Source organism: uncultured Desulfosarcina sp. (genome assembly GCF_963664155.2).
GTDB lineage: Bacteria > Desulfobacterota > Desulfobacteria > Desulfobacterales > Desulfosarcinaceae > Desulfosarcina.
The window spans coordinates 203,402-223,760 of sequence record NZ_CAXXXH010000002.1; the positions used below are offsets into that span (position 1 = coordinate 203,402).

23 protein-coding genes and 1 pseudogene are annotated in these 20,359 nt (G+C 54.2%); 17 read left to right on the forward strand and 7 right to left on the reverse strand.

All coding sequences use genetic code 11. The annotated features are described in order from the left end of the window. Positions 1-7: 7 nt before the first annotated feature. The 4 genes from ACHZBS_RS25145 (at position 8) to ACHZBS_RS25160 (ending at position 4,493) form a co-directional block, all read left to right on the forward strand. Positions 8-805: a TIGR03084 family metal-binding protein gene (locus ACHZBS_RS25145; RefSeq protein WP_319409292.1), complete on the forward strand. Its 798-nt coding sequence runs from the start codon at positions 8-10 to the stop codon at positions 803-805. 94 nt (positions 806-899) lie between these two features. After that, positions 900-2,378, forward strand: a complete 1,479-nt coding sequence (locus ACHZBS_RS25150) for a biotin carboxylase N-terminal domain-containing protein (RefSeq protein WP_319409293.1) — start codon at positions 900-902, stop codon at positions 2,376-2,378. Between the two features lies 1 nt (position 2,379). Beyond that, positions 2,380-2,880, forward strand: a complete 501-nt coding sequence (locus tag ACHZBS_RS25155; RefSeq protein ID WP_319409294.1) for a biotin/lipoyl-containing protein — start codon at positions 2,380-2,382, stop codon at positions 2,878-2,880. 5 nt (positions 2,881-2,885) lie between these two features. Beyond that, positions 2,886-4,493, forward strand: coding sequence for a carboxyl transferase domain-containing protein (locus ACHZBS_RS25160; protein ID WP_319409295.1), 1,608 nt, complete (start codon positions 2,886-2,888; stop codon positions 4,491-4,493). Between the two features lie 67 nt (positions 4,494-4,560). On the opposite strand, the gene ACHZBS_RS25165 is transcribed toward ACHZBS_RS25160, so the two are convergent. The 3 genes and pseudogenes from ACHZBS_RS25165 to ACHZBS_RS25175 form a co-directional block, all read right to left on the reverse strand. Then, a complete protein-coding gene (locus ACHZBS_RS25165) occupies positions 4,561-4,947 on the reverse strand; it encodes a hypothetical protein (protein WP_319410207.1) in 387 nt (128 codons plus the stop codon). Positions 4,948-5,004: 57 nt separating this feature from the next. Then, positions 5,005-5,217, reverse strand: a pseudogene (locus tag ACHZBS_RS25170) (GIY-YIG nuclease family protein); the annotation flags it as partial. Then, a complete protein-coding gene (locus ACHZBS_RS25175) occupies positions 5,214-5,489 on the reverse strand; it encodes an HU family DNA-binding protein (RefSeq protein WP_319410197.1) in 276 nt (91 codons plus the stop codon). The gene ACHZBS_RS25175 and the pseudogene ACHZBS_RS25170, both read right to left, overlap by 4 nt. A gap of 427 nt (positions 5,490-5,916) precedes the next feature. Between ACHZBS_RS25175 and ACHZBS_RS25180 the strand changes: the two genes are divergently transcribed. Continuing rightward, entirely contained in the window at positions 5,917-6,708 is a 792-nt protein-coding gene (locus ACHZBS_RS25180; protein WP_319409296.1) for an SDR family oxidoreductase, read from the forward strand. 120 nt (positions 6,709-6,828) lie between these two features. Here ACHZBS_RS25180 and ACHZBS_RS25185 read toward each other — a convergent pair whose 3' ends face one another. Further along, the gene (locus ACHZBS_RS25185) at positions 6,829-7,110 is read right to left on the reverse strand and encodes a hypothetical protein (protein ID WP_319409297.1); all 282 of its coding nucleotides are present in this window, start codon (positions 7,108-7,110) and stop codon (positions 6,829-6,831) included. Positions 7,111-8,151: 1,041 nt separating this feature from the next. Further along, entirely contained in the window at positions 8,152-8,508 is a 357-nt protein-coding gene (locus ACHZBS_RS25190; RefSeq protein ID WP_319409299.1) for a hypothetical protein, read from the reverse strand. A 78-nt stretch (positions 8,509-8,586) separates the two neighbouring features. Between ACHZBS_RS25190 and ACHZBS_RS25195 the strand changes: the two genes are divergently transcribed. The 3 genes from ACHZBS_RS25195 (at position 8,587) to ACHZBS_RS25205 (ending at position 10,260) form a co-directional block, all read left to right on the forward strand. After that, the gene (locus ACHZBS_RS25195; protein WP_319409300.1) at positions 8,587-8,916 is read left to right on the forward strand and encodes a hypothetical protein; all 330 of its coding nucleotides are present in this window, start codon (positions 8,587-8,589) and stop codon (positions 8,914-8,916) included. 73 nt (positions 8,917-8,989) lie between these two features. After that, a complete protein-coding gene (locus ACHZBS_RS25200; protein ID WP_319409301.1) occupies positions 8,990-9,169 on the forward strand; it encodes a hypothetical protein in 180 nt (59 codons plus the stop codon). A gap of 191 nt (positions 9,170-9,360) precedes the next feature. Further along, positions 9,361-10,260, forward strand: a complete 900-nt coding sequence (locus ACHZBS_RS25205; protein ID WP_319409302.1) for a dihydrodipicolinate synthase family protein — start codon at positions 9,361-9,363, stop codon at positions 10,258-10,260. A 148-nt stretch (positions 10,261-10,408) separates the two neighbouring features. Here the strand turns inward: ACHZBS_RS25205 and ACHZBS_RS25210 are convergent, their stop codons facing one another. Beyond that, positions 10,409-11,137 (reverse strand): DUF4197 domain-containing protein, encoded by a 729-nt coding sequence (locus tag ACHZBS_RS25210; RefSeq protein WP_319409303.1) that lies wholly within the window; start codon positions 11,135-11,137, stop codon positions 10,409-10,411. Positions 11,138-11,397: 260 nt separating this feature from the next. Beyond that, positions 11,398-12,588, reverse strand: a complete 1,191-nt coding sequence (locus ACHZBS_RS25215; protein ID WP_319409304.1) for a histone H1-like repetitive region-containing protein — start codon at positions 12,586-12,588, stop codon at positions 11,398-11,400. Between the two features lie 67 nt (positions 12,589-12,655). On the opposite strand from ACHZBS_RS25215, the gene ACHZBS_RS25220 reads away from it, so the two are divergent. The 9 genes from ACHZBS_RS25220 to ACHZBS_RS25260 all read left to right on the forward strand — a co-directional run bounded on the left by ACHZBS_RS25220 (position 12,656) and on the right by ACHZBS_RS25260 (position 20,254). Continuing rightward, complete coding sequence (locus ACHZBS_RS25220) at positions 12,656-12,889, forward strand: hypothetical protein (protein ID WP_319409305.1); 234 nt, start codon at positions 12,656-12,658, stop codon at positions 12,887-12,889. A gap of 98 nt (positions 12,890-12,987) precedes the next feature. After that, complete coding sequence (gene larE, locus ACHZBS_RS25225) at positions 12,988-13,833, forward strand: ATP-dependent sacrificial sulfur transferase LarE (protein ID WP_319409306.1); 846 nt, start codon at positions 12,988-12,990, stop codon at positions 13,831-13,833. Between the two features lie 79 nt (positions 13,834-13,912). Next, positions 13,913-14,389 (forward strand): GNAT family N-acetyltransferase, encoded by a 477-nt coding sequence (locus tag ACHZBS_RS25230; RefSeq protein ID WP_319409307.1) that lies wholly within the window; start codon positions 13,913-13,915, stop codon positions 14,387-14,389. A gap of 44 nt (positions 14,390-14,433) precedes the next feature. Then, positions 14,434-15,669, forward strand: a complete 1,236-nt coding sequence (locus ACHZBS_RS25235; RefSeq protein WP_319409308.1) for a lipoprotein-releasing ABC transporter permease subunit — start codon at positions 14,434-14,436, stop codon at positions 15,667-15,669. A gap of 95 nt (positions 15,670-15,764) precedes the next feature. Continuing rightward, positions 15,765-16,469 carry a DUF6901 family protein gene (locus tag ACHZBS_RS25240; RefSeq protein ID WP_319409309.1) on the forward strand — a complete coding sequence of 235 codons (705 nt, stop codon included), beginning with the start codon at positions 15,765-15,767 and terminating at the stop codon, positions 16,467-16,469. Beyond that, a complete protein-coding gene (locus ACHZBS_RS25245) occupies positions 16,462-16,986 on the forward strand; it encodes an NlpC/P60 family protein (protein ID WP_319409310.1) in 525 nt (174 codons plus the stop codon). Before ACHZBS_RS25240 ends, ACHZBS_RS25245 begins: the two co-directional genes overlap by 8 nt. 406 nt (positions 16,987-17,392) lie before the next feature. Beyond that, complete coding sequence (locus ACHZBS_RS25250) at positions 17,393-18,751, forward strand: DEAD/DEAH box helicase (RefSeq protein WP_319409311.1); 1,359 nt, start codon at positions 17,393-17,395, stop codon at positions 18,749-18,751. Further along, a complete protein-coding gene (locus ACHZBS_RS25255) occupies positions 18,748-19,047 on the forward strand; it encodes a hypothetical protein (protein WP_319409312.1) in 300 nt (99 codons plus the stop codon). Before ACHZBS_RS25250 ends, ACHZBS_RS25255 begins: the two co-directional genes overlap by 4 nt. A 58-nt stretch (positions 19,048-19,105) precedes the next feature. Beyond that, positions 19,106-20,254, forward strand: coding sequence for a THUMP domain-containing protein (locus ACHZBS_RS25260; RefSeq protein WP_319409313.1), 1,149 nt, complete (start codon positions 19,106-19,108; stop codon positions 20,252-20,254). Positions 20,255-20,359: the final 105 nt, after the last annotated feature.

Here is a 20,359-nt window from a genome sequence, read left to right on the forward strand (position 1 = left end):
GGTTCCGATGGAAAAGATCTGTACCGACCTGAAAGCCCAGTACCAGGAACTCGATGATGCCGTCTCGGATTTGAATAAGGAAAAATGGTATCTTCAGACCCCATTTTACCATTGGACCATTTTTGACCAGGTCGCCCATATTGCCTTTTTCGACCGTGAGGCGCTGCTCGCCATTGAAAGTCCCGGCCGTTTTAAGCAGAGTGCCCACCAGGTGATGCAAATTCTGTTATCCGATGGGGATTGGCCGCCCAAGACCAACCCCTTGTTGGGAGCCGAGCATCCAAAGGGGCTGATATCCCTCTGGCGAAAGACGCGATCGGATTTGCTGGACCGGCTGCGACGGATGAACGCCAAAGACCGAATCATCTGGTATGGACCGGATATGAGCGCCCGGTCTTTTGCCACCGCCCGGCTCATGGAAACCTGGGCGCATACCCAGGATATCTGCGACACCCTCCGGCTGATAAGGAAAAATACCGACAGGCTGCGCCATGTCGCCCATATCGGCGTTACCACGTTTTCCTGGAGTTTTAAAATCAGGAAGCTGTCTCCTCCTTCGATCAAGCCCCGCGTAGAACTGACCGGGCCTTCAGGAGAACTCTGGGTGTGGGGTGAATCGCATGCATCGGAGAAGGTTCGCGGCAGTGCGGAAGAATTCTGTCTGGTGGTGACCCAAAGGCGCAACCTGGCGGATACCCGTCTTCAATGCGAGGGGGACCATGTCAAACAATGGCTTGCGTTGGCTCAGGCGTTTGCCGGCATTCCGCAGGATCCACCTGCTCCGGGAGAACGGGTACCGTGTTGACAACCTGCCGGCAAAGCATTTTGGCCCAATGGACAAGGTTGTGGAAGTATAAAGCCAATCATTGCCTGCGTTTGTTTCACCCAATGGATTTTTCATGAATATGATCAAGAAAGTGATGATTGCCAATCGTGGAGAGATCGCCTGCAGGATCCTGCGAACCCTGGATCGCATGGGCATCGCTTCGGTGATGGTCTACCACGCGCTGGATGCGGGGTCGCCTGCCGTTGCGGCGGCCTCCGAGATTGTGGAAATAGACGGCTCCACGCCTGTAGCCGCTTATCTGGACATGGATCAGATTATCGCCGCCTGCAAAGCGACCAGTGCCGATGCCGTTCATCCCGGCTATGGTTTCCTGGCGGAAAATGCCCAATTCGCCAAACGGCTGGCGCACGAAGGGATTAAATTTATCGGCCCTTCTCCGGAAAACCTCCAACTGATGGGAAACAAGGTCAAGGCGCGATCTTTTTGTGTTGACAACGGTTTTCCGCTGGCGCCCTCGGTGGCCGGGGTGAGCCCTGGCGAAGATTTTGCCGAACAGGTCAGAAAAATCGGCTTTCCGCTGTTGATCAAAGCGGCTGCCGGAGGCGGGGGGAAGGGGATGCAGATTGTGCGGGATCCCGGCGATCTCGGATCGGCCATTCAGATGGCAAAGACGGCGGCCCGGCGCGCCTTCGGTGATGATTCGGTATATGCGGAACGTTATGAGGAAAAACCGCGCCATATCGAGGTGCAGGTGCTGGCCGATGCGTTCGGCAAGGTCGTTCACCTGGGTGAGCGGGAGTGTTCCGTGCAACGACGATTTCAAAAGATTATCGAAGAAAGCCCTGCACCGCTGCTGGAACCCGATTTGCGTGAGCGCATCTGCGCCACGGCCGTCGAAATCGCTATCCGGGCGGGTTATCGCAATGCGGGCACGGTTGAATTTCTTCTGGCGCCGGACGGCGACTTCTTCTTTCTGGAAATGAACACCCGGATCCAGGTGGAACACCCGGTGACCGAAATGGTGACGGGTATGGATCTGGTGGAGATGCAGATCCGCATGGCCCAAGGCGAACCGTTGCCGTTCAATCAGGATCAAATCCAGACGAGCGGACATGCCATTGAATTGCGAATTTATGCCGAAGACCCGCAAAATGATTTTTTGCCCACTACCGGGCAGTTGCTGTCCTATTCCCTGCCGGTCGGAAGCAAGGTAAGGGTGGATGATGGATTTATCCAGGGAATGAAGGTAACGTCGGCTTTCGATCCCATGCTGGCCAAATTGATCGTTCATGACAGAACACGAAATGAAGCCATCGACCGGGCCTGCAAGGCAATCGCCGACACCCTGATCCTGGGCATTACCACCAATGTTGATTTCCTTGCCAGAATCATCGCCCATCCCGCTTTTGCCGCCGGTCAGATTCATACCGGCTTCATCACCCAACACAGAGACGATCTGAACCCCCCGGCATTGACAAAGGAGCAACGCAACCTTCTGTTGGCTGCAACCGCCCTTGGCAGTCGCGAGTTTATGAACCCTGAATTCGATGTGATGGAACCCTATGCCAGCATTGGGAATTGGAGGAATTGACATGCACCGCATCATCGAACTGATAGATGAAGCCGATGACGTCACCGTTTACGGACGTTCCTCCAGGCATCTGGTTCAGATCAATGATGCCGACCCCCAGCCCGCCGTTTTGGCTGTCACGGATTCAGGCGATCATATTATCCAGCTTGGTGAACAACGCACCCGGGTAAATATTCAATTTAAAGGGGAAATGGCCTATATCCGGGCATTCGGGCAAACGGTTGAATTGAAAATTGTAAATCCGGTCGAGCAGGCCGGTCAGTCACTAAAAGGCGGCAGTAACACGGCGAGAGCCCCCATGCCCGGTGTGGTCGTTGACATTCATGTGGGCGAAGGGGAGCAGATCCTCAAGGGGCAGTCCATGATGACCATCGAGAGCATGAAAATCCTGACAGCCATCCAGGCTCCAAGAAATGGTAAAGTGGGCAGGATTCACTTCGCACCGGGTCAGCCTTTTGAAAAGGGTGCTACCCTGGTAACCTTAAGCCCGCCGGAGGAATAGCGTCAATGCGCCGTATTCAATCCGCCATCGATCCCCTGTCATCAACGTACCGGTCCTACGAACGGCAAAATCGCCTCCTTCGGGCCAGACTGCACGAATGTCAGCACAAGGCCCGTCACCAGCGCCCTGAGCGGGATGTGGAACGCCTGAGAAAGCAAAACAAATTGCTGGTGCATGAACGCATCGATCTGCTTTTGGATAAAGGCACCCCGTTTCTGGAGCTTTCACCCCTGGCGGCCAACAAGGCCTACGACGGTAATGTCCCCGGTGCCGGGCTCGTCTCCGGAATCGGCATCGTAAACGGACGGGAAGTGCTGGTGATGGCCAGCGACAGTTCTATCAAAGGAGGGGCCTGGTTCCCGCTCACCGTGAAGAAAATGGTCCGTACGACCGATATCGCCGTCGAGAATCATCTGCCCATGGTTCACCTCGTCGATGCGGCCGGCGCATTTTTACCCTTTCAGTCCGACCTGTTTGCGGACCGGCATATGGCCGGGCGCCTCTTTCGCAATCAGTGCGTGCTGAGTGCACAGGGGGTCAGGCAGGTCGCCCTGGTGCTTGGTCACAGCACAGCCGGTGGCGCCTATGTGCCCACCCTGTGCGATTATTCCATCATGGTGCGTGGCGCCGGCGGCGTGTTTTTGGGCGGGCCGCCTTTAGTAAAAGCCGCTACCGGAGAAGATGTGTCCGCCGATGAACTGGGCGGTGCGGATGTGCACAGCACCGTCAGCGGCACCGCCGATTACGCCGTTGACAACGAGCAGGAAGGCATTGAACTGGTACGTGAAATCGTTGGGACCTTCCCCCGGCCGGCCAAGGCCGCGGTTGATCGTCGTGAGTCCGAGGAGCCCTATTATGATCCGGAGGAGCTATACGGCATTATCCCCGATGATATCAAAAAACAGTTTAACATGGTTGAAGTGATCGCACGCATCGTGGATGGCAGCCGTTTCCATGAATTCAAGCCCCAATACGGTGCCACGGCCGTTTGCGGCTTTGCCTATCTTTACGGGTGGAAAGTGGGGATGATCGGCAACAACGGGGTCCTGTTTTCCGACAGTGCCAATAAATGCACGCAGTTCATGCAGATATGCAATCGGGACCGGGTTCCGATTATCTTTCTACAAAATATTACCGGATTCATGGTGGGGAAGGAATATGAACATGGGGGCATTACGAAAAATGGCGCCAAGATGTTGATGGTGCAATCCAATCTGGATGTGCCAAAGCTTACCGTGATGACAAACGGCAGTTTCGGTGCCGGCAACTATGCCATGTGCGGACGTGCTTTCGATGCACGGTTTCTGTTTTCATGGCCGAATTCCCAAATTTCCGTCATGGGCATGGAACAGGCGGCCAAAACCCTTTCCCAATTACGTATCCGATCGTTGGAACGTCAGGGGAAAAAATTGTCCGATGAAGAGGTGCAGCTGATATATGAGGGAATTAAACAGGATTACATGGAAAAAAGTGGTGCCTACCACTCCACGTCGGAACTGTGGGATGACGGTATTATTGATCCCGCCCATACCCGAAAAGTTTTGGGAATAGCGCTATCCGCATCCTTAAATCGAGAATTCAAGGAAACACCCTTTGGTGTGCTGCGAATCTGAATGATAGCGGAGACGCTCTCAGTTATCGAAAATCCCATGACTGCCTAAATGCGTGCTCGTTTTGTGATTACCCCTTCTTGTATACCCCGCGTTCTCCGGTGGTGATGAGACCCCGCTTTTTCAGCCTGAAGGTGATGTTGTGAATTTTGCGTTGATCGAATTTCGTGGCTTTCATCAATTCAGCGGTATCGATTCCCTTGGCGGATTTCTGGATGATGTCATAGACAATCTGGCTGGCGGGAATCCTTTTGATTTTTTCAACCGCGCCATCCCGAACGACCACCTTTTTTCTGGTCGGGGCTCTTTTGACTTTACGTGCTTTCGATGAATCCGGTTGGTCGAATTTTCCAATTGCGGTTACGATGTTTGCAAGGCTGTCGGTAATCTGCTGAATGCTTTTGACGACCGATTGAAGTTCATTTTGAATGTCTTGCACAACCTGGATATTTTTCATTTTTGGAGATGCCTTCCCCTTTGCGAGTTCAGTGAGCTTCCTGTCAGCCGGTGTCTTTTTAATGCGATGTTCGAGTTTGAGGGCATCGCTTTTGGTCATTGCTAAACGGGTCCCCAAAAGCTCGACAGGTGTTCGGGACCTCGTGTATTTAGCTCCTTTTCCAAGATTATGGGCGTCCAACCGCTTTTTCAAATTGTTGGTGATTCCGCAATACAGGGACCTGTCGGAGCAACGAACCAGATAAACGACCCAATTCTTGTCCGGTGTCAACGATCCACTCTTTCCTTCAACTCCTTGCCCGCTTTAAAAAAAGGCAGCTTTTTGGGAGCAATCTTAACCTTTGCACCGGTTTTGGGGTTCCTGCCCGTGTAAGATTTATATTCTTTGACAAAAAAGGAGCACAATCCCCTGATTTCGACTCTGTCCCCCTTAGCCAGTGCATTGGCCATTTCGTTGAAAAAAATGTTGACGACCTTTTCAGCCTCTGGTTTGGAAAGGCCGTTGGAATCTTTCAGTGCCTGGACTAATTCGAGCTTGTTCATACGTTCAAATCTCCTTAAATGAAGGATCTGACCAAAACTGTTCGATTGTTGACTGGCTCTGGACCCATCGATTGCCCATAAAGGACCTGCGCCACCCACCGATATAACCGTGGGGCTTTCCGTGTTTGGTCCCGATCCCCCTGATAGCATCGATCTGGGCAGATCGGCTTTATAGAAACCGTTCAACTTCAGCCTGATTTAGTAACGGGAAAGAGAAAACTTTTAAAATAATAATTACACTGAAAAAATATGTCAATAAATTAATTGTTTATCGATGGATCTTCCGGCGGAGGGAGTCCGCTCCGGTTGAAACGAAGGATCGCAATGAAGTCGGGAACAGGTCCGATCCTTCGATTCCCGGCATGAAATTGGCGAGAGTGGACACCCGCCCAATCATGTTTACCTTCGATGACAAAGGAGGTGGAAAATGAATTTTGGAATTAATGGGAAAATTGCCCTGGTAACTGCCGCGAGCCGGGGATTGGGACGAGGGTGTGCGGAACAGCTGGCCGCTGAGGGATGTCGGGTAGCGATCTGCTCTCGTGACGGTGTTTCTGTCAAACAGGCAGCCAAAGAGATTTCAACTAAAACCGGAACGGAAGTGTTGGGGGTGGCTGCCGATATGAGCAAGGCTGATGATATCAACCGCCTGCTTGAGGACGTTCGTCAATCGCTGGGAGAACCGGAGATACTGGTGACCAACGCCGGTGGGCCGCCGCCGGGAACTTACGCCAGTACCGCTCTTGAGGAATACGAAAAGGCCCTCAACCTGACCCTGATGAGTGCCGTGCACCTGATTCGTGGTATTACGCCGGCCATGAAAAGCAACGGCTGGGGCCGGATCATCGCCATCACCTCCATTTCGGTCAAACAGCCCATCGGCACGCTGTTGTTGTCCAATATGGCGCGGGCCGGGCTGACGGGTTTTTTGAAAACAATTGCAACGGAACTGGCACCCGATGGTATAACCGTCAATGCATTGCTTCCGGGCACCCATAAAACATCGCGAATTGAACAGCTGGCGAAATTCCGAGCCGGCCAGGAGAGTAAATCGCCTGAGGATATCATCCAGGAGATGATGGCGGCCAACCCCAGCCACACCATCGGCGACCCGTCTGATTTCGGGGCTGCCGCTGCCTTTCTGGCCAGCGTCCAGGCGCGGTACATTACGGGCCAGAATATATTGGTTGATGGAGGGAACTACGGTGGGCTGCTTTAACAAGGGCTGTGGGATAAAAATGGCGTGGGTTCGGGTTGCTGCGCCATACGCGGGGTGAAACGAAAAAGTCCGGACAACTGCTTCGGATCGATGCCGCTGTTGCGTTTTTCCCGGAGTGAACTACTGGGCGCTGAGGGTTTCCTGGAGGGTTTCAGTCAGCTTGCAGAGTTCTCTTTGCATGTCGAGGAGCTTCCCCTGCATCAGCGTTCCGAGGACGGCCATGCGTCCCTGGCGGTTGCCGGATTTGTCCAGTATCCTGTCGATCTCCGCCTGGTAAATCTGTAAGTGCGGTCGACGCTCAAGAAGCCGTTCTCGCTCCGCAAGCGCCTTCTGCAAGTATTCATTGGCCCGGGTGCACCGCCGGCGGGGCGCATGTTGGTCTTTATTGAAATGATCTTGCATACGTTCTCCAGAACACGTTGCTGTCTTCAGCAGCTGCCTTGTACACCTTGTGGCTGCATAATAGACATGGCAATGTACCTTTCTACTCGGATTCCCGTCGGTTTCAATGATCGTTTTCTGATAAAGCAAACCCCAGGCCAGAACCGCGAATGGTTAAAATCATCCCGATTGCCGGTATGTTATTAATTTCCGAGCCTTATCGAGAGCACCTTGTTGTTTAAAAAAGTACATAATATTGTTTGCTATTATCGTATAATTATATGTCAAAAATTACCCAAAAAATTTGGCGGTATGAATAGGGGTACTTAGAGCCGGTTTTGAGATGAATTCTCGTTAAACGGAAAGATATCCCATGAGCCTGGACAATGCGGTGGTCTGGCTGTCGAACAGGTCCAGATGGGAACCGTCGGTCTTAAGCATAAATTTAGGTCCAAGGGCTGAATCAAAAAGCCTGGCTGCTTGGGAGAAGGGAATATAGTCATCTTCAACACTGTGGATGATTACCGTGGGTGCAGTAATATCAGTATGATGGTCGCGTCTTTTTTCATTTCCGGAGAACTGATAATATTTTTCGAATTCATTGAGGCGGTGGTTTATTGGTCGTGAAGCCCGGAATATGACAGGGAGGGGGGCCGCCATTTCCAATAGAATACCGCAAAAACATGGCAAAGTCATCCAGATTGATGCGGATCAGATACAGCGGCAACCTTTCTTTATACCAAGGATTACTTTTCAGGTGTTGAGGTGGTGACGCGGTGGTGACTGCCTGTCTACTTTTCAAAATCGCGAGAACAGCCTTTGAAGACGACATAATCTTCTGAAGGCTGCATCCGATTAAAAAATGGGGTAAGCGGATTCCCGTCCGTCCCCCTCATTCTTTTTACCCCAAGGGAAAGCCGATGCGATCCAGAGCCCTTGTTTTCAAGGATTAACAGTAAAAGTGATACGGTTTCATCCTTTCCTCCATGGCCCTGAATCGCTCCGGCGTTTGCAGCGTGAGGATAAACTGAGCGATTGCTGACGCTATCTGCCCCCCCAGACCTATATCTTGAACCGGGCCACCATGCTGTTCAGTTCGTCGGCGAGGATACTTAAATCCTTGGCGCTCATATTGATCTGAGAACTGCTATTGGACATTTCAGCCGATTCCTGGTTGACATCCAGAATATCTTTGGCGATTCCGGCTGAAACTGCTGAACTTTGGGACAAGTTCTCGTTGACCTCCTGGATTCCGGAAGAGGCCTGGCCGATATTGCCGGCAATCTCCTTGGTGGCGGCCAATTGTTCCTCCGTGGCGGAGGCGATGGTCGCCACAATATTATTCACATCGTTGATCACCCGTGTGATCTGACCGATCTCGTCGACGGTATCAATCAATGCTTTGGCGCATTTGTGCACGCCACCAATACCTTACTCATGGAACCCTTTCCTATTGGATTGCTTGCAGCTTTGATGATTCTATGGACTATTCCAGTCATGGCAGGGGAACCTGCCATCATCAAGCCGGACCCATTACGGTCTGACCACTATCAGATCACCGATTCAAAGGGGAACCATACCGGGACACTGAAACGGGACATGATGGACAGCAGACGGATTCTAATCACCAATCCTCAAGGGGAGCCCAACGGATATATCAAGCCCAGCATCCTGCCCACCAGCTTCAAACGCTATGACACGTTCACCCCATCGGGGGAGCCTGCCGGGAGCATCCGTCAAGACGTTCTCAGAAAAGACCGCTATCGGTATCAGGGGAAAACTATTAAGAAGGATACCCTCAGACAAGATCGATGGGTGGTCGAATAGATCGTTTCCCGCTTTCAGGCAGCCAAAACAGAAACCGGCCCCTCAATCCCTGAAAAGGGGGTGCAGGGGGTCCATGGGTGTGGTATATGAAATTATTTTTACCGCCCCCGGATCAGATCCCTTTACCAACCCCGGCATTTTGAAAGGTGGTAAAATGGGTGGTAAAATGAGAAAATGGGGTCAAATAATAGGTAACCACTTTTGCATGCAAACGCTTGCTGGACGGGGCTTTATAGCGATTCAGGGCACATAAATTGTCTTCGGAATATCAGCTATATGCCTGCGGTAAAATTTTTCGCATGCCTTGATCTCGACCCAAAATCCTCGTTTCTGGATGGACACCAAATAAATGGAGGATGACAAGTATCAAAGCCGCTGAACATGGGCAAAATAATGCATAGTCCGCCGGGCCAGAATTCTTTTCATCGTCAAGGGGGGAAGGGGATGCATCTTAAAGGTATATATCCCATCGTTCCGACACCGTTTCTGGATCAAGGGGAGATCGACTACTCCAGTATCGAACGGCTGGTCGAATTTATGGCTCAAAAAAAAGTGCATGGTCTGGCCATCCTGGGTGCCCTGGGTGAAGGTCACAAGCTGACCGGCCAGGAACGCACAGAAGTGATTGCCAAATACCGTGCGCTGCTTCCAAAGGGGATGGGGCTGGTTGTCGGGGTGCGGGCGCCGGCTACGGATCCGGCGATGGAAATGGTGCACAATGCGCGGGATCTGGGGGCGGATGCGATCCTGCTCGGCCCCCACACCGTTCAAAAAGATGCACCGCTGATCGAATACTACCAACAGGTCTCCGATGCCGCGCAGATCCCCTGCATCATTCACGACTATCCTGCCGTGACCGGCATTACGATGTCCGTGGGACTTATCAGCCGTATTTTCGAGAGTTCTCCCAACATCGGTTATATCAAGCTTGAAGATCCTCCCACCGGGACGAAAATGCAGGCCCTGAGCAAAACAGCCGGAGCCGGGTTGAAGGTTTTCGGCGCTCTGGGCGGCATGTATGCCCTTGAGGAGTTGGAACTGGGGGCCGTAGGGGTAATGACCGGATTTGTCTATGCCGAACTGCTGGTTCAATTGTTCGAAATGGCCCAGAATCGGCAATGGAAACCGGCCGCCGACCTCTTTTACGATTTCCTGCCGCTGAACCGGTGGGAATTTCAACCCGGCATCGGCGTGTCGCTTCGCAAGCAGGTTTTAAAACGGTTAGGCGTTTTTTCGACCGCCAAAGTCAGGCATCCCGGCCCGGATGCCGACCCCACGACCCTTTCGCAGTTGTTCCGGATTGTCGAACACCTCCGGGCGAAAGGTTACCCGTTGGCCCTGTGACGCTGACCGGCCCCTATCCGATGGCATGGCGCAGGGCTAAAAAACCGATGAGATGCGTAAAGACTGATTCTTTCCAGATGGCGAAAATGGGCAAGCTTTTTCACATCGGATGGAAAATGAATGAAAGAAGGAAAAGCCGTTGCAGAGGCTACCGAAAGACTTTTTTCAGCAACTCGGTGACGCGGGCCGCGGGATCGTTTCTGATTTTGGCTTCCTCCTCAGCCAGCCGGAAAAACAGTCCGTCGATCGATTTTTCGGTGACATAAGCGTCAAGGTCGACCGCGTAGTCACTGACAAAAGGAAGCGTTTGAATTTTTTCGGTTAAGGATTGGTAGTAACGGGTGACCCCGACACTGTTCATGGATTGGCCGATGATCGGTTTAAACAGGGCCTGTAATTTTTCCGATGTTTTGTTCTTAAAGTAAACGGTCGCCTCGTTGTCCGCACCCTTGAGAATTTTGTCCGCGTCCGCAAAGGTCATCGACTTGATGGCATCAACGAACAATGCCTTTGCCTCCGGCGCTGCTTTTTCCGCCGCACGATTCATACTCAGTTCAAACGCATCCAGCTCTGACTCAAACCCGGTGGCGCGTAAAATTTTATCGAATTTTTGGAAGGATTGAGGCAGGGGGATTTTCAGCTGCGGATTACCATAGTAGCCATTCAATTGTGAAAGCGCCTGAACCGTGTTGCCGGTGCCGATTTGCAGTGCCTCCTTCAAGCCGTCGACGATTTCATTTTGAGATACACCCGAACTCCCGCCGATGACTTCCTGCACCTTTTTAAAAATACTTCCAAAATCGGCATATCCGGATGAAAAGGGGATCAAGAGACAGGTGAGTAGGCAACCACCTGCAATAGCGATTTTTTTATTCATCGTTGGCTCCTTTCGGGTGACACCCCTTCAGGCAGGACGGTGGGCGTCAACAATGAAATGACGGTTACGCCGGGACGGGTGCTGCGCCCGGGGCCTGAACGCTTTTCAATTGACCGTTCAGGCTGTAAATTAAAATCTTACGGTCAAGCCAGTTATTAAAACAGGAAAGGATTGAAACCTGGCTGACAGTCTAAAAAAATAAGGGGAACCGCCGGCACTTGTCGGGCGGTCCCCCTATGGATGACAAATTGGAAAATCGATCAGTGCTGTTCAGCGCCGGGTTCAGGGGGCGTTTCGGATTTCTCGGTTGCCTCAGGCGTATCTTCCGCCTGTTCGGCCGCAACCGATTCCGACTCAGCCTCGGTTGCCGCCAGTTCAGCGGCAGCCTGCTCTTCCAGGGCTTTAATCGTTGCTTCATGGGCGGCGATTTTCTGGGCGACCAGTTCCTCCTGAGCCTTGTCCGTGGTCAATTTTCCAGCTGATCTGAGAAATCCGATGGCTGCCTTCAGATCGTCGATGGTTCCTCTGCTGGCGGCTACATCTGCTTTGTAGGTGAGAATCAACCGGTCAATGTTGTCGAGGCGCTGGTAGGCCACTTTGCGAAGGGCGCTGGAGGAACCGTATTCGAGGGCCGTTTTCAATGTGGCCTTGATTCCTTCGAAATCCGGTATCCCGGGCACGTCCAAAAGTGCGTCTGCCTTGTCAATGTAATACTGGAATACCAGCGGGTAGACCTCGCTGGAGCGGTAAACCAATTGAATGTTTTCAGGGGCAGAGACGCCGGGCAGGGTGATGAGCAGCTTTTTTCCCATGGGGGCGAATTTACCTTTCCAGATTTCCAGTGCGCCCTGATTTTCTGCCAGATAATACTTGAAGGCGTTGGAGGCACTGGCGCCGATCACCAGCAGAATGAGGAATGCCAAACCGGCAGCGAAGATCTTCATGGTGTTGTCAACAGGGTCGGATGGCTTTTTGGCTGTCGCCTGGGCAGGCGGCGGTTCGTAAGAAACCGATACGTCCGATTTCCGGGTGGCGGCTTTCTTGATTGCTTCCGCCTTTTCAGCAGCGGCCTTTTCAGCAGCGGCCTTTTCAGCGGCGGCCTTTTCAGCAGCGGCCTTCTCGGCAGCGGCCTTCTCGGCAGCGGCCTTTTCAGCGGCGGCCTTTTCAGCAGCGGCCTTCTCGGCAGCGGCCTTCTCGGCAGCGGCCTTTTCAGCAGCGGCCTTCTCGGCAGCGGCCTTTTCAGCGGCGGCCTTTTCGGCAGCGGCCTTTTCAGCGGCGGCCTTTTCGGCGGCGGCCTTTTCGGCGGCGGCCTTTTGCGTAGCGTCTATTAAATCCTTCTCACTGTAAGTGTTGGCGAGAAGCCCTTTAATGCGTTTGGCATCTTTGGCTTCAAAACCGGATAGAAATTCTGGTGCAGTGAATGTAGGTGTGGGGACCATTTTCTTTGGCACGGTGTAAAGAACTTTCGGGGCGACTCTATCAAATTTCTTCTTCAGAAGGTCCTTCACCGAAACAGGCTTGGATTTTGGCGCTGCCTTTTTGGCCGGTCTGGGTGCCGGTTTTGACTTGGCTGCCGGTTTCGGCTTAGCTGGTGAAGCTTTCTGGGCAGGCGTTTTTTTTGTCGGGTTCGCCGCAGGTGCGGCTTTTTTCGGCGCACGCGTCTTCTTGGAAGTGGATTTGATAAGACTCTTTTTCCCCATGAAAAACCCCTTTGAATTTGTATTTGGATTGGCCTATAGTAAAACGGTGTGACAACCAACGCTTATAATGGATTGCATAATGATTGTAAATAATTTTTTAGGAACCTGGCGGATCGAAAACCACCCGTCAATGCCGGGGAAAAAGTGATTATGGCGGCATTGCTTCAGGAAAAGAAAAACCGGTTGAGGAGGCATCTTCAAACCTTCGACCGCCTGGCCGTGGCGCTTTCCGGCGGGGTGGACAGCGCCCTGCTGCTGGCCGAAGCCCATGCTGTGCTCGGCAGATGGGTCATCGCTGTCACGGCGAGATCGCCCATCCATCCGGACCAGGATGTTGATGATGCGGCAACGATTGCCGCCGGCCTGGGTGTGCCCCATTTTATTGTCGATTCCGGAGAAATGGGACGGGCTGATTTTCTTGCCAATACCCCTGAGCGGTGCTACATCTGCAAAAAAAATGTTTTCGGGCATTTGCTGACGCTGATCAGGGAAAAAGGGTTTAAACACCTGGCCCACGGGGCCAATGCCGATGACCGCGGCGACTATCGTCCCGGGATGAGAGCTGCCCGTGAACTCGGCGTGGCAGCTCCGTTGATGGATGCGGGGTTAACCAAGGATGATATCCGGCGAATGGCCAAGGACCGGGGACTGTTCGTCTGGGACAAGCCGGCCATGGCATGCCTTGCCACCCGGTTTCCCTATGGCACCCCCCTCGATGCCGGCAAAATCGAAATGGTCAGGTATGCTGAACAGGTGCTCGCCGGTATAGGGCTTGTCGGTTGCCGTGTCCGCCACCATGGGGCTGTCGCCCGGATCGAAGTGCCCTTGGATCGGCTGCCGGCGCTGGTGGCTGATCCCTTAAGAGGCCGGATTATCGAACAATTTCGAAAGATCGGGTTTCTGCATATCACCGTGGATCTGGAAGGATATGTGCCCGGCAGTATGAACCGGGTTCTCGACAATGATGACCATGGCCACATCACACCCAATAGCTGAGGCAACTCCGGTGATGCAAAAAACAATGTGGGAAAAGAAATTTTTTGCAACGTCGGGGGCAACCCCGTGAAAGCGAACAATGACCGATCTTCTAGTAAAACTTTATGATTTGCCCGACCAGAGACCGCAGTTGGCGGCGATGGCCGAGAAGGACATTTTTGTGCAGCGGGCCATGGCCAGTGAAAAAAAACTGGTGGTCGGATGGGTGCAAAACCGGTTTGGGGAGGGGTGGGCCGCCGAGTGCGATGTGGCCTTTGCCCGGCAACCGATTGCCTGCATGATTGCCGTTTCCGGGGGGCAATTGGCGGGGTTTGCCTGCCACGACAGCACTTGCCGCAATTTTTTCGGTCCCATCGGCATCGATCCCGCTTCGCGCCAGAAGGGCATCGGCCGCGCCGTGCTGCTGGCTACCTTGCATGCCATGGCCCATGCCGGCTATGCTTATGCCATCATCGGGGGTGCCGGACCGATGGCCTTTTTTGAAAAGTGCGTGGGGGCCTTTCCCATAGCCGGATCGACGCCGGGTATCTACCGGCCAACCATAAAAAAATTATAAAGCGTCAGCGTCAACCGTCTCTTGTGCTTATCAGGAAACCCTTTATGTCCTTTACTTGGTTCGTCGGTACCCGCTATCTCAGGGCCCCGCAAAAACAGGCCTTCATATCACTGATCACTTTTCTGGCCACCGCGGGCATCGCCGTAGGGGTAATGGCCCTGATCGTCGTCATCGCCGTGATGACCGGTTTTGAATCGGAACTGCAAAACCGAATTCTGGGCATCGAATCTCACGTGCTGGTGATGCGGTACGGGGAATCGGTTGCAGACATTGAATCGACGGTGGCGAAGATTGAATCCATCGACGGGGTTCTATCGGCGACGCCATTTATCTATACCCAGGTGATGCTGCGAAGCCCCCATGGTGTGACCGGCGCCGTGTTGAAAGCCCTCGATCCATCCCGTCCGGGCCCGCCCATTTATGTCGGAAAAGACATTCCCCTTACCGATGCGCTTTCTGATGCCGCCCCTGACGCCCCTGCCGGAAAGGGACCCGGCCTGGTCATCGGGCGGGTGACCGCCGAGCGGTTGAAAGTCGCAGTCGGCGATCCCGTCTATCTCATATCTCCCCTGGGAAAAGGAGGGGCCGCCAACCAGATGCCCACGGTGGAGCGTTTTTCCGTGGCCGGCATTTTTGAAACAGGGATGAACGAATATGACGGCGCCATGTCCTTTGTCCGGCTGGATGTCGCTCAGCGCATGCTCCAGATGCCGGGGCAGGCCAGCGGCCTCGAGGTGCGGATTGCCGATATTTACCAGGCCAAACAGATCGCCGAGGCCATCGTTGCCCGTATCGGCTTTCCGTTCTGGGCGCGGGACTGGATGCAGATGAACCGCAACCTGTTTTCCATGCTGCGGCTTCAAAAGACCGTGATGTTCATTATTTTGACGCTCATCGTGCTCGTGGCCGCGTTCAACATTGCCAGTGCCCTGATCATGATGGTGATGGAAAAGACAAGGGATATCGCCATTTTAAAGACGATCGGGGCCACCAACCGGCATATCCGGCGGATTTTTGTGTTCAAGGGGTTGGTGATCGGTTGCCTGGGAACGGCCATCGGCGGTGTGCTGGGATTTATCCTGTGCAGTATCTTAAAAAAGTACCCGTTCATTAAACTGCCCGGGGATGTCTACTTTCTCACTACGCTGCCGGTCAGTCTGCAATTTTTTGATGTCCTGACCATCGGCCTGTCCACGGTGGTGATCTGCTTTCTGGCCACCTTATACCCGGCGGCCAGTGCATCGGCTCTCGATCCGGTAGAGGGGATCCGCTATGGTTGAGCTTCTGTTCATTGGCGCAAATCTTGCTTCGATTCCAGTGGTATAAATGGCGGCAGCCATAGCCTGTGTTCAACACCCTTGATAGAGAGACGCCCATGAATGAAAATGCATACTGGTTCACCTATACCATCGAACTGGAGGACGGGCAGAGCACCCGTTTTCACATCACCCTGGATCCGGTGACCCTGACCATGATGCCGGCGTCATCCGAGCCCTATCCGCCGTGGACCCAACTCTCTTACCAACAGTGCCGTTGCTGCCCCCTGTCACCCACAACGAACCTGTACTGCCCCATCGCCGTGAATATCACGGAGTTGGTGGACCGGTTTAAGGATATCCTTTCCCATAAAAACTGCATGGTCGTCTGTGAAACCGTCGACCGAACCTATTCCAAAAAAACTTCGGCTATGGAGGGGCTGACCTCGGTGTTCGGCATCGTCATGGCCACCAGCAACTGCCCGGTGATGAATTTCCTTAAACCCATGGCCCGCTTTCACCTGCCCTTTTCTTCCGTTGAAGAGACTACGGTCCGAAGCACCTCGCTGTTCCTGCTGAGTCAATATTTCGAATATAAGAAGGGACGGGTAAACAGTTTTGATTTCGATAGACTTGAAAAAAGCTACGCCCGGGTGCAGTTGGTCAACGAGGGGCTTTTGGAGCGCATCCGCAGCCTGGGAAACCGGGATGCGGATAAAAATGCCATCATCACCCTGCACTCCATATCCCAGTTTCTCTCCATGGAGATGGATTTCAGCCTGACTACCATCGCCCACCTGTTTGAAAGGGGAGCGGATGCCTGAGGCCGTCACCCGCTGCAATTACTTCCATCGCTTCCTGACCCGCGGGAAAATGGGAGGCCTGTTGCTGATTCTGCTGACGTTGATTACTACCGGATGCGCCACCCCATCAGCCCCCGGCCCTGAACCGGTGCTTTCGACGTCTGGCGGTTCAGGAACGGCTCAGATGCTGCGGACCGAGATCCAGTCCTGGCTGGGAACCCCCCACCGGATGGGCGGCCTGAGCCGCCGGGGCATCGATTGCTCGGGGCTGGTGGTCGTTTTGTATGAAGACCTGTTTGACATGCGGCTGCCCAGAACCACAACGGCCCTCATGCACAAGGGGCGGCGGGTGGAAAGACACGACCTGACCGCCGGCGATCTTGTCTTTTTTAAACCTGCCACCAAATTTCACCACGTGGGTATTTATCTGGGCCAGGGTGAGTTCGTCCACACCTCCACCCGTTACGGGGTGATGCTTTCCCGGATAAACGACGACTTCTGGCGCCAATGCTACCTGACCAGTCGCCGGTTGCTGTAGATCGACTGGCCAATAACCCTTGCAATTAACGGCCGATATTCGTATATTAATGCGGGCCTTGATCTCGGGCCCGATTTTATTGGGTGAACGGTCGAAGGCGCCCGCCAACGGGCCAACCTGCCGTTTAGAGAATGGAAAGGATTTTTAGGTTAGCCGAATTTTGATAGGAAAACTGATTAAAGCCATAAGGGGCCGGCTATTCGACAGCGATCGCCCCAAAACTGCGCAACCGTCTGAAAAGAATAGCTCGCCGACACCCGCTGCACCATCGGAACTCAGTCCCGGACCGAATAAAAAGCGTTTTTCCCTACCAAAGCCGGAATGCACGGAATCAACGCGCAAACCCGATATTGATGCTTCATCACGGGAAAAGCCGAACGAGCCGGCCGCCGAGTGGCATCCGGGTTTGTTTCAGGTTCCCGAAAAAGCGGGAATGACCCGGTTCCACGACCTGGGTCTTCCCGACCCGGTCATGCACGCCATTGCCGATACCGGGTTTCAATACTGCACCCCCATCCAGGCGGAGATCATGCCTTCTACGCTGAAAGGCCGGGATGCCTTCGGCCGGGCCCAGACCGGCACCGGCAAGACCGCCGCTTTTCTCATCACCGTGCTTACACGGATGTGGGTTAATCCCATAAAGGGCAAACGGCCCGCCGGTACACCCCGGGTGCTGATCATCGCGCCGACACGCGAACTGGTGCTGCAGATCGCCGACGAAGCCAATCTCCTGTCCGCCTATTGTCCCTTTTCCATCGTCAGCGTCTTCGGGGGAATGGACTATGAAAAGCAGCGGAGAAAGCTGCATGGCAAGGCCGTGGATATCATCGTGGCCACCCCGGGTCGCCTGCTGGATTTCAAGCGCCGCAAGGATCTGGACTTAAGTCGGGTGGAGATGCTGATTCTCGACGAAGCAGACCGCATGCTCGACATGGGATTTATTCCCGATGTCCGACAGATTGTCTACAGCACCCCGCATAAAGACAAGCGTCAGACTCTTTTTTTCAGCGCCACGCTCACCCCGGATGTCACCCGGCTGAGTGCCAGCTGGACGCGGGATCCGCTTTCCGTCGAGATCGAACCGGAACAGGTGGCCGTGGACACGGTGGAGCAGTTGGTCTACATTATTACCACCGACGAAAAGTTTGCCCTGACCTACAATATCATCACCCGGCAGAATCTGGACCGCGTACTGGTCTTCTGCAACCGACGGGATGAAACCCGGCGGCTGGCGGAAATGCTGGACCGCTATCGAATCAACTGTGCCGTTTTGTCCGGCGAGGTCCCTCAGAATAAGCGGATCCGCACGCTGGAACAGTTCAAGGCCGGCAAGATCCGCGTGCTGGTGGCCACGGATGTAGCCGGCCGGGGCATCCATATCGAGGGCATGGACTACGTCATCAACTTCACCCTGCCCCATGATGCCGAAGACTACGTTCACCGCATCGGCCGTACCGGTCGGGCCGGAGCAGCCGGTACCTCGATCAGTTTTGCCTGTGAGGAGGACTCTTTTTACCTGCCGGCTATCGAGGAGTTCATCGGCCGGTCGCTGCATTGCATCCCACCGGAAGAGGGCTGGCTGGAGCTGCCTCCGACGCCGCGTCGACGCCGGGCCAAACCCGCCCCCGGCTCCGGCGCAGCAGTTCAGGGAAGGCGGCGGCAGCGACCGCGCCAGGGCGACGGGGCCAAACGACAGTATCGCAAACGCAGCGGCCGCCCCAACCGCTCAGGAACCGGAAAACCCAGAAGGACACCTCCTGCATGACCCCGCGGAACTGCATGATCAATGTAATGGCCGATCTCATCGGTTTGGACGATACCTACAAAAGCGACCGGCTCAACGATCCCGCAGTATGGGATCGTTTTATGGACGAGCTGTTCAAGCGCATGGACGCGATCGAGGACGAAGACATCCGGAATACGTTGAACAGCATCGACAGCGAGGATTTCCAATGCTGGATCGACGATCCCGGTTTCTGGTCGGCCATCGAAAAGGAGATCGTCCGGCGTCTTAACGTGGTGAAAACCCTCCTCCCATCCCAGAATCAGGGGCATTGTTGACCGCCATCACCGGTCGCAAAGATCTGTTTCGATGACCGGCCCCGCAGGTGACCCATCCATGATAGACGATCAGACCCATAACGCTTATTTTGCCCAGATTGCCGATGGCTTGGAATCGATCGGAGCTGAGGAGCTGACTGAACTGGGTGCGATCGATACCCGGCCGGTCCGGCGCGGGATCCATTTCATGGCGGATCGTTCGTCGCTTTACCGCATCAATTACTGCGCCCGATTGATTACCCGCGTCCTCGCACCGATACAATCCTTCGCCTGCCCGGATGCCGCAGCCATATACCGGGCGGCCCAACGCATCGACTGGACACGTTTTTTCAGCCTGGATCAGACCTTTGCCGTTTTTGCCAGCACTGCCGGCAGTACCGTACCCCATTCGCAGTTTGCCGGGCTGAAACTCAAGGATGCGGTGGCCGATCAGTTCCGTGACGCATTCGGGAGGCGGCCGAACGTCGATCCGCGAACGCCCGACCTGTGGATCAACCTCCATGTGGAAAAGGATCGGGGGACCATCAGCATCGACACTTCCGGCGGCAGCCTACATCGTCGGGGATACCGGACCCGCAGTGGCGACGCCCCCATGCAGGAGACGGTGGCCGCCGCCATGGTGCGCCTGTCCGGATGGGACGGTCGGGTGCCTCTGGCGGATCCCATGTGCGGCTCGGGCACCCTGATCATCGAAGCGGCGATGGCTTATTGCCGAATTCCCGCCGGCCATCTTCGCCATCGCTTTGGTTTTCAGCAGCTTCCCGAATTCGACCCCCGGATATGGAAAACGGTCAAGGGCGAGGCGGACAGCCGGATTCGGAAACTGCAGGACCGCCTGATTTACGCCAGCGACATCGATTCCCAGGCCGTTTCGGCGACCCGCACCAACTGCAAGATGGTCCCCCATGCACGCACGATTAATGTTTTGCGTATGGATTTCAGGCAGATCGAAGGGCTGGAGGACCGGATCATCCTGTGCAATCCGCCTTACGGCATCCGCATGAAAGGGCAGGACAGCCAGGACACGATGGACGATTTCTACCGGGAACTGGGCGACTTCTTAAAGCAACGCTGCAAAGGATCGGAAGCGTACCTCTATTTTGGCGACCGCGAGATGATCAAGCGGATCGGGTTGAAACCCGCCTGGAAAAAACCGTTGAAAAACGGCGGTCTGGACGGGCGGCTGGTCAAGTATGAACTCTATTGATTGATACACTTTTTTGAACGTCGAACATCGAATGATGAAGTCGCTTCGTTCCGCCAGTTTAAAAATGGCGGAATGCCTTATTTAAAATTCGACGTTGGACGGTCG

What these genes read in the sequence shown, in the direction of transcription:
- ACHZBS_RS25145 (WP_319409292.1), top strand. Translation starts at nt 8, where the DNA reads ATGGAAAAGATCTGTACCGACCTGAAAGCCCAGTACCAGGAACTCGAT.
- ACHZBS_RS25150 (WP_319409293.1), top strand. Translation starts at nt 900, where the DNA reads ATGAATATGATCAAGAAAGTGATGATTGCCAATCGTGGAGAGATCGCC.
- ACHZBS_RS25155 (WP_319409294.1), top strand. Translation starts at nt 2,380, where the DNA reads ATGCACCGCATCATCGAACTGATAGATGAAGCCGATGACGTCACCGTT.
- ACHZBS_RS25160 (WP_319409295.1), top strand. Translation starts at nt 2,886, where the DNA reads ATGCGCCGTATTCAATCCGCCATCGATCCCCTGTCATCAACGTACCGG.
- ACHZBS_RS25165 (WP_319410207.1), bottom strand. Translation starts at nt 4,947, where the DNA reads ATGAAAAATATCCAGGTTGTGCAAGACATTCAAAATGAACTTCAATCG.
- ACHZBS_RS25175 (WP_319410197.1), bottom strand. Translation starts at nt 5,489, where the DNA reads ATGAACAAGCTCGAATTAGTCCAGGCACTGAAAGATTCCAACGGCCTT.
- ACHZBS_RS25180 (WP_319409296.1), top strand. Translation starts at nt 5,917, where the DNA reads ATGAATTTTGGAATTAATGGGAAAATTGCCCTGGTAACTGCCGCGAGC.
- ACHZBS_RS25185 (WP_319409297.1), bottom strand. Translation starts at nt 7,110, where the DNA reads ATGCAAGATCATTTCAATAAAGACCAACATGCGCCCCGCCGGCGGTGC.
- ACHZBS_RS25195 (WP_319409300.1), top strand. Translation starts at nt 8,587, where the DNA reads ATGGCAGGGGAACCTGCCATCATCAAGCCGGACCCATTACGGTCTGAC.
- ACHZBS_RS25200 (WP_319409301.1), top strand. Translation starts at nt 8,990, where the DNA reads ATGGGTGTGGTATATGAAATTATTTTTACCGCCCCCGGATCAGATCCC.
- ACHZBS_RS25205 (WP_319409302.1), top strand. Translation starts at nt 9,361, where the DNA reads ATGCATCTTAAAGGTATATATCCCATCGTTCCGACACCGTTTCTGGAT.
- ACHZBS_RS25210 (WP_319409303.1), bottom strand. Translation starts at nt 11,137, where the DNA reads ATGAATAAAAAAATCGCTATTGCAGGTGGTTGCCTACTCACCTGTCTC.
- larE (WP_319409306.1), top strand. Translation starts at nt 12,988, where the DNA reads ATGGCGGCATTGCTTCAGGAAAAGAAAAACCGGTTGAGGAGGCATCTT.
- ACHZBS_RS25230 (WP_319409307.1), top strand. Translation starts at nt 13,913, where the DNA reads ATGACCGATCTTCTAGTAAAACTTTATGATTTGCCCGACCAGAGACCG.
- ACHZBS_RS25235 (WP_319409308.1), top strand. Translation starts at nt 14,434, where the DNA reads ATGTCCTTTACTTGGTTCGTCGGTACCCGCTATCTCAGGGCCCCGCAA.
- ACHZBS_RS25240 (WP_319409309.1), top strand. Translation starts at nt 15,765, where the DNA reads ATGAATGAAAATGCATACTGGTTCACCTATACCATCGAACTGGAGGAC.
- ACHZBS_RS25245 (WP_319409310.1), top strand. Translation starts at nt 16,462, where the DNA reads ATGCCTGAGGCCGTCACCCGCTGCAATTACTTCCATCGCTTCCTGACC.
- ACHZBS_RS25255 (WP_319409312.1), top strand. Translation starts at nt 18,748, where the DNA reads ATGACCCCGCGGAACTGCATGATCAATGTAATGGCCGATCTCATCGGT.
- ACHZBS_RS25260 (WP_319409313.1), top strand. Translation starts at nt 19,106, where the DNA reads ATGATAGACGATCAGACCCATAACGCTTATTTTGCCCAGATTGCCGAT.